Source organism: Photobacterium piscicola, from assembly GCF_900166965.1.
In the GTDB taxonomy this organism is placed as follows: domain Bacteria; phylum Pseudomonadota; class Gammaproteobacteria; order Enterobacterales; family Vibrionaceae; genus Photobacterium; species Photobacterium piscicola.
Genome location: NZ_FUZI01000005.1, coordinates 248,325 through 265,964, shown reverse-complemented (window position 1 = coordinate 265,964; position 17,640 = coordinate 248,325). Strand labels below are relative to the sequence as shown.

Below are 17,640 nucleotides of genomic sequence, written 5' to 3'. Positions count from 1 at the left end.
GACCCCTTATCGGGGTTACGGACAGTGCCTGGTGGGTAGTTTGACTGGGGCGGTCTCCTCCCAAAGAGTAACGGAGGAGCACGAAGGTGGGCTAATCACGGTCGGACATCGTGAGGTTAGTGCAATGGCATAAGCCCGCTTGACTGCGAGAATGACAATTCGAGCAGGTGCGAAAGCAGGTCATAGTGATCCGGTGGTTCTGAATGGAAGGGCCATCGCTCAACGGATAAAAGGTACTCCGGGGATAACAGGCTGATACCGCCCAAGAGTTCATATCGACGGCGGTGTTTGGCACCTCGATGTCGGCTCATCACATCCTGGGGCTGAAGTCGGTCCCAAGGGTATGGCTGTTCGCCATTTAAAGTGGTACGCGAGCTGGGTTTAGAACGTCGTGAGACAGTTCGGTCCCTATCTGCCGTGGGCGTTGGATGATTGAGAGGGGCTGCTCCTAGTACGAGAGGACCGGAGTGGACGAACCGCTGGTGTTCGGGTTGTATCGCCAGATGCATTGCCCGGTAGCTAAGTTCGGAATCGATAACCGCTGAAAGCATCTAAGCGGGAAGCGAGCCTCAAGATGAGTCATCCCTAGACCTTTAAGGTCTCTAAAGGGTTGTTGAAGACTACAACGTTGATAGGTCAGGTGTGTAAGTGCTGCGAGGCATTGAGCTAACTGATACTAATTGCCCGTGAGGCTTAACCATACAACACCCAAGGGGTTTTCCTTCTCATAAGAGAAGAGACGGACTCTACAAACGCTTGAATGCGTGTTGAGAACAACTAGTTAGATTTTCCCAGATTGCTATTTATTGTCATAAGACAATAAATAAACCAGAATTTGCTTGGCGACCATAGCGTTATGGACCCACCTGATCCCATGCCGAACTCAGTAGTGAAACGTAATAGCGCCGATGGTAGTGTGGGGTCTCCCCATGTGAGAGTAGGACATCGCCAGGCTTCAAATTTTAGAATTTGCACTTGCAGATTCATAACAGCTTTGTGTGCTGGTATGGCTCAGTTGGTAGAGCGCACCCTTGGTAAGGGTGAGGTCCCCAGTTCGACTCTGGGTACTAGCACCATTTATTTTTTTAGCAACCATAGCACAGCGGTACCACCTGATCCCATGCCGAACTCAGAAGTGAAACGTTGTAGCGCCGATGGTAGTGTGGGGTCTCCCCATGTGAGAGTAGGACATTGCTAAATACCTCTTTAAAACCCAGCCTTCGGCTGGGTTTTTTCATTTCTAGCCTATCAATATTTTTATTCCTCCTAATATTTTTCATTTATTTATTAAAATCACACTTTAGTATCGGTTGGGGTTGTTGAATTTTACTTGCACCAATATTGTTTTTTCTATAGCTTTAACTAGATATCTAGACGGCTAAAGCTATTTTGGGGTAAGGAGAAAACCAAAGTGCCAATTAAAATACCGGATCGTTTACCTGCAACAGATATTTTGAGAAGTGAAAATATCTTTGTTATGACGGAAGCGCGTGCTGCCAGTCAGGGAATTCGACCACTGAAAGTGTTATTACTAAACTTGATGCCAAAGAAAATTGAGACTGAGACTCAGTTTTTACGCTTACTTTCTAATAGTCCATTACAAGTTGATGTTGAGTTATTACGGATTGATAACCGACCAACAAAAAATACTCCTCAAGAACATTTAGATACGTTCTATCGTCAATTTGAAATGGTGAAAGATCGTAATTTTGATGGTTTGATTGTGACGGGAGCACCACTAGGGTTAGTGCAGTTTGAAGATGTACTGTATTGGGAAGAAATTCAGCTGATTATGAATTGGGCTAAGGATCATGTGACCTCAACATTGTTTGTCTGCTGGGCTGCTCAAGCTGGATTGAAGTTGTTGTATGATTTACCCAAGCGTACACGTAAAGAAAAATTGTCTGGGGTTTATCATCATCGTATCCATGATTGCCACCACCCGGTGTTACGTGGCTTTGATGATACTTTTTTTGCCCCTCATTCTCGTTATGCTGATTTTTCAGCTGACTATTTAAATAAGCATACTGACTTAGATATTTTAGCGACATCTGATCAAGCAGGGGTTTATTTAGCTGCGACTAAAGATAAGCGTAATGTCTTTGTCACCGGTCACCCTGAATATGATGTTGACACATTACATCATGAATACGTTCGTGACAGTGAACAGGGAATGGAACCTCCGGTTCCTGTAAATTATTATCCTAATGATGATGTTAACTGCACACCTGTTGCGAGTTGGCGTAGTCATGGTCATTTACTTTTTAGCAATTGGCTTAACTATTGTGTTTATCAACAGACACCTTATGATTTGGCGCACTTTTCAGAAGCCAGTTTTACTAAAGATTAATAAAAAGGCCAGCTTAATTAGCTGGCCTTTTTGTTATCTATGAGTGAAACAGAAATTAATGTTTATTTTGGCTTTCCCATAGCTTGGCTTTTTCTATTAATGAGGTGATAGTTGAGCCTTGAATCAAAATAGAGAACACCACTACAGAGTAAGTCATGACTAGGATGATTTCTCTCACATCTATATCTTTTTCTGGAATAACAATAACACCCGCAGGTACAGCCATTGCCATCGCTAGTGCTAGACCACCTCGTAAACCACCCCATGTTAGAATTTTAACTGACATTGGATTGTATTGACGGTAATGGCTAAAGCCAATATAAGGCAGCTTTACACTTAAATAACGGCTTAGTAATACCAGTGGCACTGCAATTGTCATTAGAATCCAGTCTTCTTGGTGAAAGCTAAATTCAAGCATGGTCATACCAATAAGTAAGAATAATAGACCGTTTAGAAATTCATCAACTAATTCCCAAAAGTGATCAAGGTGTTCTTCACTTTCTTTTGAAAATCCAATATAGCGAGTCCAGTTACCGATCATTATGCCAGAGACAACCATGGCAAGTGGACCAGATACATGGATGATTTCGGCAAAAGCATAACCTGCCGTTGGTATACCGATGGTTAATAATAATTCCATTGAGTGGTCATTGGTCGAGCAGATAAGGTAATGGAAGATTAAACCTAGAATGAAACCATAAATAATGCCGCCAATTGCTTCTTGTATGAATAATTGGCTGACGCTTAAGACAGTTGGACTTTGATTGCCAAAGGCGATGGTAAATAGCGTCACAAAGATAACTAAACCAAACCCATCATTAAATAATGATTCACCTTCGATTTGGGTCGAAATTCGTCGAGGTGCATTCATTTTTTTAACGATAGCAAGTACAGCAATTGGATCGGTTGGTGAGATCAAAGAACCAAACAGTAAGCAGTAAATAAGATCGAGTTGGATCCCCAGTAACTGACAAATACCCCACAAACTAAAGCCAATAAAAAAGGTTGAAAATAGAGTAGAGCCTAATGCTAAAGTTGTGATTTCCCATTTTTGCTCTTTGAGGTGTGGCAATTTAATACCAAGCCCACCTGCAAAGAGCAAAAATCCTAAAATCCCTTTTAACAGAAAGTCTTCAAAGTTGATTTTTCCCATCTGGGTTGAAGCAATATCTTCAAGATGAAACCAGCCATTATGACCTGCAAAAATGATAAGTAACGATAAGATAAGTGAACCAGCCGTAATGGCGATGGTGGTTTGCATTTTACCTATCTTACTGTTTATAAAAGCTATTAGCATTGCTGCTGCAGCTAGAAAGCAGAGGGTGTTGTAAACCGACATGCGAAACCTCTAGATTAATTTATTGATTAGATTTAATTGCTTGTGATAGTAAAACCATCAGTTAGTAATGGCTACCGCTTATTAATTTATTTTGTCATTGTACATGTTTAGACGTCTAGATTCCTATTTGAATTGTGATAGGATGTTATCAAGCTGTAATGGATTATAAGGATATAATGTAGTGTTAAAAGACAAGGATGTACTGCATAAGCGACTTGAACAGCAGATTTTGATCATCGATGGCGGTATGGGCACCATGATTCAAAGTTATAAGCTTGACGAGCAAGATTACCGAGGCCAACGTTTTAATGATTGGCATGCGGATCTTAAAGGCAATAATGATCTATTGGTGTTAACCCAACCACAGCTAATTAAAGATATTCATCTGGAATATTTAGAGGCTGGCGCTGATATTTTAGAAACCAACACCTTTAACGCGACCACCATTGCGATGGCTGATTATGATATGGAAAGCTTTAGCGCCGAAATTAATTTTGCGGCGGCAACGCTTGCCCGTGAGGCGGCGGATGAGTGGACAGCACAAACGCCGAATAAACCCCGATTTGTGGCGGGTGTTTTAGGGCCAACGAACCGTACTTGTTCTATTTCCCCTGATGTCAATGATCCTGGTTTTCGTAATGTCACTTTTGATGAGTTGGTGATTGCCTATCGTGAATCGACCCACGCGTTAATCAAAGGTGGTGTTGATATTATTTTGATTGAAACTATTTTTGATACTTTGAATGCTAAAGCCTGTGCTTTTGCGGTCACTGGGGTTTTTGACGAGCTTGGTTATGAGCTTCCGGTGATGATTTCAGGAACCATCACTGATGCCTCTGGACGTACGCTTTCAGGTCAAACTACTGAAGCTTTTTATAATTCTTTGCGCCATGTAAAGCCGATTTCCTTTGGCTTAAATTGCGCCCTCGGTCCTGATGAGTTACGTCAATATGTGGCTGAGTTATCCCGTATTTCAGAGTGTGCTGTTTCCGCTCATCCTAATGCAGGGTTGCCTAATGCGTTTGGTGAATATGATCTTGAAGCTGATGAAATGGCTGAGCATATTAAAGAGTGGGCTCAGCAAGGTTTTTTAAACTTGGTTGGCGGCTGCTGTGGTACGACACCGGAGCATATTCGGCAGATGTACCAAGTGACTAAAAATATTAAACCTCGCGTATTACCTGAGATTAAAATTGCCTGTCGGTTATCGGGATTAGAACCGCTGACCATTGAGGCTGAAAGTTTATTTGTTAACGTTGGTGAGCGAACCAATGTTACTGGCTCTGCACGTTTTAAACGCTTAATTAAAGATGAACTTTATGATGAAGCGCTAGAGGTTGCTCGGCAGCAAGTTGAAGCTGGTGCTCAAATCATTGATATCAACATGGATGAAGGCATGTTGGATGCGAAAGCGGCAATGGTGCGCTTCCTTAATTTGTGTGCGACTGAGCCTGAGATCGCTAAAGTGCCAATTATGGTTGATTCATCAAAGTGGGAGATCATTGAAGCTGGACTGAAATGTGTTCAGGGCAAACCAATAGTTAATTCTATCTCACTCAAAGAAGGTAAAGAGAATTTTATAGCTCAAGCTAAGTTACTACGTCGTTATGGTGCCGCAGTGATTGTGATGGCTTTTGATGAAGAAGGCCAAGCTGATACACGTGAGCGTAAAATTGAAATTTGTACTAATGCTTATCATATTCTTGTCGATGAAGTGGGCTTTCCACCGGAAGATATTATTTTCGATCCCAATATCTTTGCGGTTGCGACAGGTATAGAAGAACACAATAACTATGCGGTCGATTTTATTGAGGCTGTTGCTGATATTAAACGAACGTTGCCTCACGCGATGGTTTCGGGTGGAGTGTCTAATGTCTCGTTCTCATTTAGAGGCAATAATCCGGTTCGAGAAGCTATCCATGCGGTGTTTTTATATTATTGTTTTAAAAATGGCATGGATATGGGGATCGTTAATGCAGGTCAGTTAGCTATTTATGATGATCTGTCTGATGAATTACGTAATGCCGTTGAAGACGTGGTACTTAATCGGCGTGATGATAGTACCGATCGCTTGCTTGATATTGCCGCTAACTATCGTGATAGCGGTGCGATTGAAGAAGATCGGACTCAGCAAGAGTGGCGCAGTTGGCCAGTTGAAAAACGGTTAGAACATGCACTTGTAAAAGGTATTACTGAGTTTATTGTCGAGGATACTGAGCTTGCACGAGTGAATGCGGATAAGCCATTAGAAGTGATTGAAGGTCCTTTGATGGCGGGAATGAATGTCGTTGGTGACTTGTTTGGTGAAGGCAAGATGTTCTTGCCTCAAGTGGTTAAATCCGCACGGGTTATGAAACAAGCTGTTGCCTATTTAGAACCTTATATCAACGCCGAAAAACAAGCGGGATATACCAACGGTAAAATTTTATTAGCCACAGTAAAAGGCGATGTTCACGATATAGGTAAGAACATTGTTGGAGTCGTCCTTCAATGTAATAACTATGAGATTATTGATTTAGGGGTGATGGTATCATGCGATAAAATATTGCAGGTCGCCCAAGAACAAAACGTTGATATTATTGGACTGAGTGGTTTGATTACGCCATCACTTGATGAGATGGTACATGTTGCCAAAGAAATGCAGCGACGTGGGTTTGAGGTGCCATTATTGATAGGTGGTGCCACCACTTCAAAAGCGCATACTGCAGTGAAGATTGAACAAAATTATCAACAACCGGTGGTGTATGTCTCTAATGCCTCACGCGCTGTTGGTGTATGTTCGGCATTATTATCAGAGCACCAGAAGCCAGCATTTGTTGAGCGCCTAGCTGCTGAATATGATGTTGTACGTGAACAGCATGCACGTAAAAAGCCACGAACGCCTCCAATCACCTTAGATCAAGCTCGTGCAAATGCGGTAATGCTTGATTGGGAAAATTATACGCCGCCGCAACCAAAACAAGCGGGTGTGCATACTTTTACCGATTTCCCTGTGGCTAAATTACGTCAATATATCGATTGGACGCCATTTTTTATGACTTGGTCATTAAGTGGAAAATATCCAACCATTTTACGCCATGAAGTGGTGGGGGTTGAAGCGACTAAGTTGTTTGAAGATGCAAATCAGATCCTTGATGACATTGAACGTACAGGCATGATCAAAGCTAATGGCGTGTGTGGGTTATTTCCTGCCAATAATATTGGTGATGATATTGAAGTATATACCGATGATACTCGCACTGAAGTACTAACGATATTGCATGGTTTACGCCAACAAACCAAGAAGCCCAAAGGGCCAAATTATTGTTTATCTGATTATATTGCCCCAAAAGAAAGCGGCAAAGCCGATTGGATTGGTGCTTTTGCAGTGACGGGTGGGATTGGTGAATACGATATTGCTGATCAGTTTAAAGCGCAAGGTGACGATTATAATGCGATCATGATTCAGGCGGTGGCGGATCGACTTGCAGAAGCGTTTGCTGAGTGTATGCATCAAATGGTACGTAAACAAATCTGGGGTTATGCCGCTGATGAAGATCTTAATAATGACGATTTGATTCGTGAAAAGTACCAAGGTATTCGTCCAGCTCCTGGGTATGCCGCCTGTCCTGAACATACCGAAAAAGGGGCGATTTGGCAGTTATTGGATGCAGAAGCCAATACTGGCATGGTGTTGACCGAAAGTTATGCCATGTGGCCGGGGGCGGCAGTATCTGGTTGGTATTTCTCACACCCTGATGCGCGCTACTTTGCTGTCGCACAGATCCAGCATGATCAGCTAGCGAGTTATGCTGATCGCAAAGGTTGGGGTTTGATCGAAGCTGAAAAGTGGCTTGGGCCTAATTTGTAAAAATAATCATTAGGTTAAAAGAAAAAAGGCGCAAATATTGCGCCTTTGTTTTATCTTTTATCTTTTTTCTTATTTGTTCTGATAGTGATTATTCTAAAAGTTGTTGGTGCAGGGTTGTTATGACTGATTTAGCATCGGCCTCATTGACTAAAAAGCACAAATTATGTGGACTAGCACCATAACAAATAAGGCGTAAATTATACGCATCAAGAGCACCAAAGATATGCTTGGCGGAGCCTTTACTGTCACTCATATGATTACCAATCAACGCCACTAACGACAATCCCTGCTCAATATCAACGCGACACAATTGATTCAATTGTTCAACGGCAGCTAAGGGTAATGTTGGGGCACCGCCACCAGTATCGGTTTGATCGAGCGTTAACGAAACACTGACTTCTGAGGTGGTTATTAAATCGACCGAGATTTTATGTTCTGCCAAAATACGAAACACTTCGGCTAAAAAACCATAAGCTTGAAACATGTTAAGACTGGTGAGTGTCACCATAGTCTGATTTCCACGCAGTGCTAATGCTCTAAAGAGTGGTGCTTGATTCACTGTTTTTCTGATCCATGTTCCACCTTGTTGCGGCGCTACTGATGACCCAATAAATACCGGAATCTGATGGCGAATGGCTGGAACTAGTGTTGATGGGTGGAGGATCTTAGCACCAAAATTGGCCATTTCAGAGGCTTCACTAAAGCTGATTTCTTTGATCGGTTTGGCTGCAGGTGTAATGCGAGGATCGGTAGTGTACATTCCCGGAACATCAGTCCAGATCTCTAGCGTGGTCGCATCAACGGCTTCTGCAATTAATGCTGCACTATAATCACTGCCACCTCGCCCCAGTGTGGTGGTATTGCCAAGCTCATCACGGCCAATAAAGCCTTGTGAAACCACAATCTGAGTATCGATAAGTGGCACTAAATGTTGTTGAGCTAATTGACGAATAAGTGCTGGCTGTGGAATCGCTTTGCCAAATTGATCATCTGTTCGCATGACATCGCGAATATCAAATCGTATCGCAGCAGCATTCATCTCGACTAAAATTTGGCTAAAAAGGAAAGTTGATAATAGCTCGCCATGACTGACTAATTTATCAGTAAGTTGTGATGATGATGCTATTGCTGCCTGCGCAGAGGCAGAGGCTATATCATCTAATAGTGTGTAAATAGCACCACTCACTGCGTGTGGATGCTGAAGTTGATCCAGTATCTGTTGGTGAGTCGTAGTTAATTGCTGTAAATGTTGTTGGCGTAAAGTGATATCACTAATACCCTTGGCTAAGGCGACCAGTACATTGGTCACGCCTGAGCAAGCACTTATTAACACTATTTTGGTGTGTGGATTGGCAATAACAATATTGGCACTGCGACACATCGCGGCATAGTTGGCGACACTGGTGCCACCAAATTTGGCCACAATCACTGGGTTGGTTGTGGTGGTCGAAAGCATGCTCATTACGGTGTTCTCCCTTATATCGTAAATACGGCAAAGTAGACTTTTTGCTTCGGAAGAATTCCCGACGTCCATTGTCGAGGAGGTAATAGGCAGTAACGCTGGTGCGGCTACCCAGAAGCTCCCCATCATAGTCAACCTGACTTAGATGACAGCCTGAGAGATTCAACTCTCATAGCCGATATCATCTGCCCCAAACAGGTGATATCTCGGCGTTACTCTCCCTCACAAAATTGATTTAGGGTTGGGCCCTTCAATTTTGCTACCTAGGTAACGCACCTCTTCTGTCGTGAATAATCACTGTTGTTATTGAATAGGAAATCGCCCTTAGTTGTCAATTGTTAAATGATAATTTCTCGATAGTTAACAAAAAGTATGTATAACTAACAAGATCTCAGGTCGTTACTTGCAGCTTTGGCATTGCTCTAATACTCTGTAATAACGATTAATATTTCCATCACCCTATTGATAATAATCATGATTTAATGGAGTTGAATCTATGCCTATCACCAGTTTTATACCGCCTCAAAGAACACTTATGGGGCCGGGACCCTCTGATATTTATCCACAAGTATTACAAGCACTAAGCCGACCGACAATTGGTCACCTTGATCCGCTATTTATTAAAATGATGGATGAGCTCAAGCAGTTACTACAATATGCATTTCAAACGAAAAATACGTTTACGATTGCGGTGTCAGCGCCGGGCAGTGCGGGGATGGAAGCCTGTTTTGTTAACTTAGTTGAAACCGGAGATAAGGTATTGGTTTGCCGTAATGGTGTCTTTGGCGATCGTATGCGAGAGAACGTTGAACGCTGTGGCGGTATTGCCATCATGGTTGATAATGCATGGGGCGAGCCTGTATCTCCTGCTTTGGTTGAACAAGCATTACAGACCGATCCTGATATTAAAATTGTTGCTTTTGTACATGCAGAAACGTCAACGGGCGCATTATCTGATGCAAAAACCTTGGCTGAAATTGCACGAAAGTATGGCTGTTTAACCATTGTTGATGCCGTAACATCTTTAGGTGGCGTACCGTTGCTGGTGGATGAGTGGCAACTTGATGCGGTTTATTCTGGTAGTCAGAAGTGTTTATCTTGTGTACCTGGATTATCGCCACTGACGTTTTCCGAGCAAGCTATAAATAAAATTCAGCAACGTAAAACAGCAGTGCAAAGTTGGTTTTTAGATCAAAGTTTAGTGCTGGGGTATTGGAGTGGTGAAGGTAAACGTAGTTATCACCATACTGCGCCTGTTAATAGTTTATACGCTCTACATGAAGCTTTAGTGTTATTACATAACGAAGGGTTAGAGCAAGCTTGGCAACGACATCAACGGACGCATCTTGAATTAAAGGCTGGACTTGAAGCGCTAGGGATTGAATTTGTGGTTGCAGAGGAATATAGGCTACCTCAGCTTAATGCGGTTTATATTCCAGAAGGCGTCGATGACGCCGCGGTAAGATCGACTTTATTAGAGCGTTATAATCTTGAGATCGGTGCTGGATTAGGCACACTAGCAGGTAAAGCATGGCGGATTGGATTGATGGGTTATGCTGCGCGCAGTGAAAATGTCGCTTTGTGCCTTAAAGCTCTTGAAAGCACATTGAAATAAAGCAGTGATGAACCATCAATAGCGATAGCGTTCGCCATTGATGGTTGTTCGTCGTGGTTACTTTGCTGATGACGTTGTGGTTGTTGCGGCGCTAAGTAGTGTGAGGCTTGGAAATAGTTGTTGTGCTTCTGCCGCCACTTGCTCAGCTTGAGCAGTGTTACCTTGATCGTTATATGCTAATACTAAGTTCTGATATAACGCTGGTCGTGGCCAAGTGAGGGCTTTTTGATTAGCCCAAATAATATAATCAGCCACCAATTGGGGTTTATTAGTGGCGATTCCAACTTGTAATTGGGTGTGGTGTAAATCCCACTCAAAGCGATCTTGCCATGCCCATGGATTATTCACTTTAACTAAATAATTGATATCAACTGGACGTGTTGTTTCAAACTTAGTCAGTAACCATCCTGAATATAAGGTGGTGATCATAAAACTGGTTACCATTATCGGTATTGTGATGGCACTGACTTTAAGTGCAAGTACATATTGAGTTTGATAGCGATGGTATTTGGTGGTGAGATTATCGACCCAGAAGATCAAAATAATAAACATGATCCAATGGGCAAGTGAGTGATAAAACGGATATTCCAGTTGCGTATGTAATACGATTGGGAAAAATAAGCCAACTAACGCTAACTGAGTACCATTTGGGGCTTTCTTGATGCTAATCATGACCGCTAATGCTGCAATGATTAACCCCAGCAACGGTACAATTCCACCTTCTACAGCCCAAAAAAGTAATTCATTATGCGGGTGATCTAAGCTTGGTACCCCCGCAGCTTGATGCGCTGGATCTCGCTGATGCCATAATGCGGTTTGGGTGATGTAGGTGACTTCAAATTTACCATAGCCATAACCTGTTAGGGGCTTAGTGGTAAACATCTCATAGGCTTGTGGCATGATGGTTGCGCGCTGGCTTTCTAATGTTACTCGTGCTTGTTGTGCAAAAGAGCTGTCGGTAACGGTACTAAATTGCCATGCTAATGCCATGCCTAATAATAACATTAAGCCCCACATACGCTGTTGATATTTTGCCGCAAAGCGAAACAAATAAGGCAGCATTAATAATGAACCAATGCTTGCACCCAACCAACCTGTACGTGAGTTTAGTACCACCAGTAGTGGAATCGTTACGACAGGAACAGCGAGTAAGATAAGGTGTTGCCAGGCCCATTTACCTCGATAGCGGGGTAAGCGTGCTAATAGATAAGCGGCAATAACAAGTCCCGTGGCTAAGAAACTCGCCATCACATTGGGTTGTTGGAAGATACCGTAAGGGCGGTTAGCAATAACGTCATAACCAAAACGGTTGTGGGTTGATAGTCCTAAAAATTGATACCAACCAAAGGTAGCTTCGAGCAATACCGCAATAGTAATAAACCATAATAGTCGTTGGCGTTGATTATGAGTAAAAACAAACTGCTGTAAGCTAACAAAAAATAAAAAACCAGCCCAGAGGGTGAGTAAGCGGTTTGAAGTGCCAAAGCCATCGGCATTAGCATAAAAAACGGGAAGTGACAGAAGTAGACAGCTACCAAATAAAATTAACGTCATACGAGAGTAACGCCAAATTTTTTGACGACAAATTTCTAATAAACCGCAACTAATGGCAAAGCTAAATGGAATCCATGCACTGGCATTAAAAGATAGCTCAAGTCCTGAACCGCCAGGGTTGTGCTGAAAGTAGTGCATTGCAATGATAAAAAATATGCCAACGCTGGCTAAGAATAATCGCACTAAAGGTAAAGGCTTAGAAATCCGTTTCTGTTCTAATTTTGTACCTTGAAGTTGTAACACTGTCATGGTGAGTCCTGAGTAAAAAAACAAACAGGCTGACTATTGCCAACCTGTTTGATAGGGCTTAATTATACTTTACAATTAGATATTAAGTAGAGGCTTAAGAAACCTCGCAGTGTGGGATCCAGCAACAAGTGCAACTTGTTCGGGAGTACCTGTTGCAATAATTTCACCACCGCCATTACCGCCTTCGGGACCGAGATCTATGACCCAATCAGCGGTTTTTATTACATCGAGATTATGTTCGATAACAACGATGGTATTGCCACGATCACGTAGCTTGTGTAGCACTGTTAATAACTGTTGAATATCGTGGAAGTGTAAGCCTGTTGTGGGTTCATCTAAAATATAGAGGGTTTTACCTGTATCACGTTTAGATAATTCTTTGGCTAGTTTAACCCGCTGTGCTTCACCACCTGATAAGGTTGTTGCTGCTTGTCCGAGACGAATATACGATAAGCCGACATCGATTAATGTCTTCAATTTTCGTGCAATTGCTGGAACGGGTTCAAAGAACTGATGTGCATCTTCAACGGTGAGCTGTAAAACTTCATCAATACTTTTGCCTTTATAGCGTACTTCTAGCGTTTCACGATTATAGCGTTTACCTTTACACGCATCGCATGGGACATAAACGTCAGGTAAAAAGTGCATTTCAACTTTGATAACACCATCACCTTGGCACGCTTCGCAGCGCCCACCGCGAACATTAAAGCTAAATCTACCGGGTTTATAACCTCGAGAGCGGGATTCTTGAGTACCAGCAAATAGCTCACGAATAGGGGTGAAAATACCCGTATAAGTCGCTGGATTTGAACGAGGTGTACGGCCTATCGGGCTTTGATCAATATCGATCACTTTATCAAAATGTTCTAGATCTTGAATTTCTTTATAGGGAGCCGGTGTGCCTGTTGTGGCACCATTGAGTCGCTGGTGGGCGATCTTAAAGAAAGTATCATTGATCAAGGTTGATTTACCTGATCCTGAAACACCCGTAATGCAGGTTAGTAATCCAACTGGAATTTCGACGTTAACATCTTTAAGATTATTACCGCTGGCCCCTAAAAGTTTGACTGTTTTAGCGGGATCAAATGGTACTCGTTGTGCTGGAATTGCAATTGATTTTTTACCGCTAAGATATTGTCCTGTTAATGATTTTTTGGACTTTAATATATCTTTAACACTACCTTCGGCAATAATTTCGCCGCCATGAACACCGGCACCTGGACCGATATCAATCACATAATCAGCCGCTCGAATAGCATCTTCATCATGCTCAACCACAATTACGGTATTACCAAGATCACGTAAATGAATTAGGGTTTTTAATAACCGTTCATTATCACGCTGGTGGAGACCAATTGAGGGTTCATCCAAGACATACATCACGCCCATTAAACCCGCACCAATTTGGCTTGCGAGTCGAATACGCTGAGCTTCACCCCCTGAAAGGGTATCAGCACTGCGAGATAAACTGAGGTAGTTGAGACCTACATTGATTAAGAAACTTAAACGTTCATTGATTTCTTTGAGAATTTTAGCGGCAATCTGAGCCCGTTGGCCTGTTAATGTTAAGCTATCAAAGAAAGCAGATGCTTCACTAATGCTCATGTCACAAATATGAGGTAGGTTGGTTTCACCAATAAAAACGTGACGTGCTTCTTGGCGTAGGCGAGAACCATGGCAGCTAGCACAAGGCTTAGTTGATACAAATTTAGCCAGTTCTTCACGCACAGAATTAGATTCTGTTTCGTGGTAACGGCGTTCCATGTTATTTAAAATACCTTCAAATGGATGTCGACGAACGGTAATGTCACCACGATCATTAATATATTTAAATTCAATATCAGTGGTGCCGGAGCCATTTAAAATCAGTGTTTGAATTTTTTTAGGTAAAGTATCGAAAGGAGCTTCAACATCAAACTTAAAATGTTCAGCTAATGATTTGAGCATTTGGAAGTAGTAAAAATTACGTTTATCCCAGCCACGAATTGCACCACCCGCTAAACTGAGTTCACCATTTTGGATCACGCGTTCAGGATCAAAATATTGTTGAACCCCCAAACCATCACAAGTGCCACAAGCCCCCGCAGGGTTATTAAACGAAAATAATCGCGGCTCAAGCTCTTGCATACTGTAGCCACAATGTGGACAGGCAAAATTAGCAGAGAAGACCTGTTCTGAAGTATCGCCAGCAGTCATGGGGGCAATAATTACGGTGCCACCAGAAAGATCCAATGCTGTTTCAAACGATTCAGCTAAACGTAATTGCAGATCATCACGCACTTTAAATCGATCAACAACGACTTCAATGGTGTGTTTTTTATGGAGTTCTAACGTTGGTGGATCGGAAAGATCACACACATCACCATCAATTCGCGCTCGAATGTAACCTTGAGCGGCAAGATTGGCGAGAGTTTTGACATGTTCGCCTTTGCGCTCTTTTACTATTGGCGCAAGCAGCATCAGTTTGCTGCCTTCGTCCATAGTAAGTACCTGATCAACCATTTGACTGACGGTTTGTGCAGCCAGAGTAACATTGTGGGTTGGGCAGCGAGGCTCTCCTACACGGGCATAGAGCAAGCGTAGATAATCATATATTTCAGTGATTGTACCGACGGTAGAACGAGGATTATGTGAGGTTGATTTTTGTTCAATCGAGATGGCGGGTGATAAGCCTTCAATATGATCAACGTCAGGTTTTTCCATTAACGATAGAAATTGACGAGCATAAGCCGACAGTGATTCGACATAGCGCCGTTGACCTTCAGCATATAAAGTATCAAAGGCTAAAGATGATTTTCCCGAACCAGATAAGCCCGTGATAACAACGAGCTTGTCGCGAGGAATGGAAATATTGATATTTTTGAGATTATGGGTGCGCGCACCCTGTACTTCTATGTAATCCATACCCATCACTATTGTTTTGCTTGATTGTAAGTGAGTAGTATTTCATAGCCTGATTTAATGAGCAAAAGATACTGAATAAAAACACAGTAGCGATAAAAAAAATCCCGCTACATAGCGGGATTTTTTAAAGGTATAGATGACTTACTTTTTGCTAGTTTGTTGCTTTGCTAGCTTAGAAGATTGGTCTTTTTTGTAAATGTTTTCGTAGCAGTAGTTTGTTGCTTCGATGTAACCATCTACGCTACCACAGTCAAAACGCTTACCTTTAAATTTAAATGCAAGTACACAACCAGATTGTGCTTGTTTTAGTAGGGCATCAGTAATTTGGATCTCACCGCCTTTACCTGGTTCTGTTTCTTCAATGATATCAAAAATATCAGGTGTTAGAATGTAACGACCGATAATAGCAAGGTTGCTTGGTGCTGTACCTGGTTCTGGTTTCTCTACCATGTTATCAACACGGAATAGATCATCACGAATCATTTGGCCTGCAATCACACCGTATTTATGGGTATCTTCTTCTGGTACTTCTTCAACAGCAACGATTGAACAACGGAATTGCTTGTAAAGCGCTGCCATTTGAGCCAATACGCCTTGCTCTTCGTTTACACAAAGGTCATCTGCAAGTACAACGGCGAAAGGTTCGTTACCTACTAACTCACGACCCATAAGGATAGCGTGACCTAGGCCTTTCATTTCACCCTGGCGAATATAAGTGAAGTTAGCTGAATCAATCACACGACGGATATCAAACAATAGATCTTCTTTGTTTGTACCACTGATTTGATGTTCTAGCTCGTAGTTCTTATCAAAGTGGTCCATCAAGGTATTCTTACCACGACCAGTAACGATACACATACCGTTCATACCAGCTTGGATCGCTTCCTCAACACCGTATTCAATCAATGGTTTGTTTACGACTGGCATCATTTCTTTTGGCATTGATTTTGTTGCTGGAAGAAAACGTGTACCGTAGCCTGCTGCTGGAAATAGACATTTCTTGATCATAGTGTGTCCTAGATTTAATGTAATTGATAATGTGCCAAGTGCAGATTGAAATCTATCTGCTAATTTCGTTTTTGAGAATTAACAAAACAATAATCGTTATTGTTTTGTTAACGCTAAAATAAATTGTGCATAATGTTAGAGATTTTAAATAATAAAGCAACTTAATATCATAGTCAGACTCACAAAATATAATAATTATAAGATGTATAATCTTTAATTGTTAATGCCAGTAATAATACTTATATTGATGACGATTTATTATTTATAAAGTTGCAGTATTATTTTTAATGCTATTATATTTATGCAGTATTGATTTGTTTTTAATATAATAAACGTCAACTCTAATGTGTTTGTCAATAAATTTACCATTTTATTAGAATAAAATTAGCGAATATTTATATAATAATAATTAGTAATACTGTTACTTGCTAACCATTGTATATTTAAAAAGAGTGGTAAGTGTCATAAAAATGACAGTTTTACTCGTTTAAATGATGATATAGATAACGTCACATAGATATTGGTTATGTTTTTGCTGTTATATATACCCTATATAACATGGATAATTGCGCCCCTTGACGTACTTTGGCGCTATGCCTTGACCTTGCTGCCATGATAAACTGCGCGATTGAGTATAAACTTTCACTAAGCGGCTATAAATACCTAGAACCGTCGCTATCAGCTTTGGAGTGAACTATGGCCAGTCGTGGCGTAAATAAAGTTATTTTAATCGGTAACTTAGGAAATGATCCAGAAATTCGTTACATGCCTAGCGGTGGTGCAGTAGCTAACATTACTATTGCAACCTCTGAGTCTTGGCGTGATAAGTCTACCGGTGAGCAACGTGAAAAAACAGAATGGCATCGTGTAGCATTATTTGGCAAATTAGCAGAAGTCGCTGGTGAGTACCTACGTAAAGGTTCACAAGTGTACATCGAAGGCCAATTACAAACACGTAAATGGCAGAATCAACAAGGCCAAGATCAATATACTACTGAAGTTGTTGTGCAAGGTTTTAACGGTGTAATGCAAATGTTAGGCGGCCGTAATGGCGGTCAAGGTGCGCCAATGGGCGGCCAACAACAGCAAAACCAAGGTAACTGGGGTCAACCTCAACAACCTGCTGCTGCGCCACAACAAAATTATGCACCACAGCAGCCTCAGCAACATCAATCGGCTCCACAACAGTCGGCTCCACAGCAGCCGCAGCAACAGTATAATGAACCACCTATGGATTTTGATGACGATATCCCGTTCTGATCCTGTGTAATTCAAAAGTGTAATAGTAAACATCAATAAAGACAGAATT

The 17,640-nt window shown here is 41.8% G+C and carries 9 protein-coding genes, 1 tRNA gene, 3 rRNA genes and 1 riboswitch; of the genes, 8 read left to right on the top strand and 5 right to left on the bottom strand.

Translation table 11 applies throughout. The features are described from left to right. From CZ809_RS15040 to metA, 5 genes are all read left to right on the top strand, one after another. A 23S ribosomal RNA gene (locus tag CZ809_RS15040) occupies positions 1-701 on the top strand; the annotation flags it as partial. Between the two features lie 137 nt (positions 702-838). Further along, positions 839-954: ribosomal RNA gene (gene rrf / locus CZ809_RS15035) — 5S ribosomal RNA — on the top strand. Positions 955-1,000: 46 nt separating this feature from the next. Further along, positions 1,001-1,076, top strand: a tRNA-Thr gene (locus CZ809_RS15030). Between the two features lie 8 nt (positions 1,077-1,084). Continuing rightward, positions 1,085-1,200, top strand: a 5S ribosomal RNA gene (rrf, locus tag CZ809_RS15025). A 211-nt stretch (positions 1,201-1,411) separates the two neighbouring features. Beyond that, entirely contained in the window at positions 1,412-2,350 is a 939-nt protein-coding gene (metA, locus tag CZ809_RS15020; protein ID WP_080158385.1) for a homoserine O-acetyltransferase MetA, read from the top strand. A gap of 55 nt (positions 2,351-2,405) precedes the next feature. Here the strand turns inward: metA and CZ809_RS15015 are convergent, their stop codons facing one another. Then, complete coding sequence (locus CZ809_RS15015; protein WP_080158384.1) at positions 2,406-3,689, bottom strand: cation:proton antiporter; 1,284 nt, start codon at positions 3,687-3,689, stop codon at positions 2,406-2,408. Between the two features lie 181 nt (positions 3,690-3,870). On the opposite strand from CZ809_RS15015, the gene metH reads away from it, so the two are divergent. Next, on the top strand, positions 3,871-7,539 hold the full coding sequence (metH, locus tag CZ809_RS15010; protein ID WP_080158383.1) for a methionine synthase: 3,669 nt from the start codon (positions 3,871-3,873) through the stop codon (positions 7,537-7,539). A gap of 88 nt (positions 7,540-7,627) precedes the next feature. On the opposite strand, the gene lysC is transcribed toward metH, so the two are convergent. After that, entirely contained in the window at positions 7,628-8,995 is a 1,368-nt protein-coding gene (gene lysC / locus CZ809_RS15005; RefSeq protein ID WP_370738021.1) for a lysine-sensitive aspartokinase 3, read from the bottom strand. A gap of 113 nt (positions 8,996-9,108) precedes the next feature. Further along, positions 9,109-9,290: riboswitch (Lysine riboswitch) on the bottom strand. Positions 9,291-9,497: 207 nt separating this feature from the next. Here lysC and CZ809_RS15000 point away from each other — a divergent pair. After that, entirely contained in the window at positions 9,498-10,616 is a 1,119-nt protein-coding gene (locus CZ809_RS15000; RefSeq protein WP_080158381.1) for a pyridoxal-phosphate-dependent aminotransferase family protein, read from the top strand. A gap of 57 nt (positions 10,617-10,673) precedes the next feature. Here CZ809_RS15000 and CZ809_RS14995 read toward each other — a convergent pair whose 3' ends face one another. From CZ809_RS14995 to galU, 3 genes are all read right to left on the bottom strand, one after another. Continuing rightward, complete coding sequence (locus CZ809_RS14995; RefSeq protein WP_080158380.1) at positions 10,674-12,419, bottom strand: PglL family O-oligosaccharyltransferase; 1,746 nt, start codon at positions 12,417-12,419, stop codon at positions 10,674-10,676. A gap of 75 nt (positions 12,420-12,494) precedes the next feature. Beyond that, positions 12,495-15,323: an excinuclease ABC subunit UvrA gene (gene uvrA / locus CZ809_RS14990; RefSeq protein ID WP_080158379.1), complete on the bottom strand. Its 2,829-nt coding sequence runs from the start codon at positions 15,321-15,323 to the stop codon at positions 12,495-12,497. Between the two features lie 141 nt (positions 15,324-15,464). Then, on the bottom strand, positions 15,465-16,331 hold the full coding sequence (gene galU, locus CZ809_RS14985) for a UTP--glucose-1-phosphate uridylyltransferase GalU (protein WP_080158378.1): 867 nt from the start codon (positions 16,329-16,331) through the stop codon (positions 15,465-15,467). Positions 16,332-17,027: 696 nt separating this feature from the next. Between galU and CZ809_RS14980 the strand changes: the two genes are divergently transcribed. Then, positions 17,028-17,591 (top strand): single-stranded DNA-binding protein, encoded by a 564-nt coding sequence (locus CZ809_RS14980; protein WP_080158377.1) that lies wholly within the window; start codon positions 17,028-17,030, stop codon positions 17,589-17,591. Positions 17,592-17,640: the final 49 nt, after the last annotated feature.

What these genes read in the sequence shown, in the direction of transcription:
- galU (WP_080158378.1), bottom strand. Translation starts at nt 16,331, where the DNA reads ATGATCAAGAAATGTCTATTTCCAGCAGCAGGCTACGGTACACGTTTT.
- CZ809_RS14980 (WP_080158377.1), top strand. Translation starts at nt 17,028, where the DNA reads ATGGCCAGTCGTGGCGTAAATAAAGTTATTTTAATCGGTAACTTAGGA.
- lysC (WP_370738021.1), bottom strand. Translation starts at nt 8,995, where the DNA reads ATGCTTTCGACCACCACAACCAACCCAGTGATTGTGGCCAAATTTGGT.
- CZ809_RS15000 (WP_080158381.1), top strand. Translation starts at nt 9,498, where the DNA reads ATGCCTATCACCAGTTTTATACCGCCTCAAAGAACACTTATGGGGCCG.
- uvrA (WP_080158379.1), bottom strand. Translation starts at nt 15,323, where the DNA reads ATGGATTACATAGAAGTACAGGGTGCGCGCACCCATAATCTCAAAAAT.
- CZ809_RS15015 (WP_080158384.1), bottom strand. Translation starts at nt 3,689, where the DNA reads ATGTCGGTTTACAACACCCTCTGCTTTCTAGCTGCAGCAGCAATGCTA.
- CZ809_RS14995 (WP_080158380.1), bottom strand. Translation starts at nt 12,419, where the DNA reads ATGACAGTGTTACAACTTCAAGGTACAAAATTAGAACAGAAACGGATT.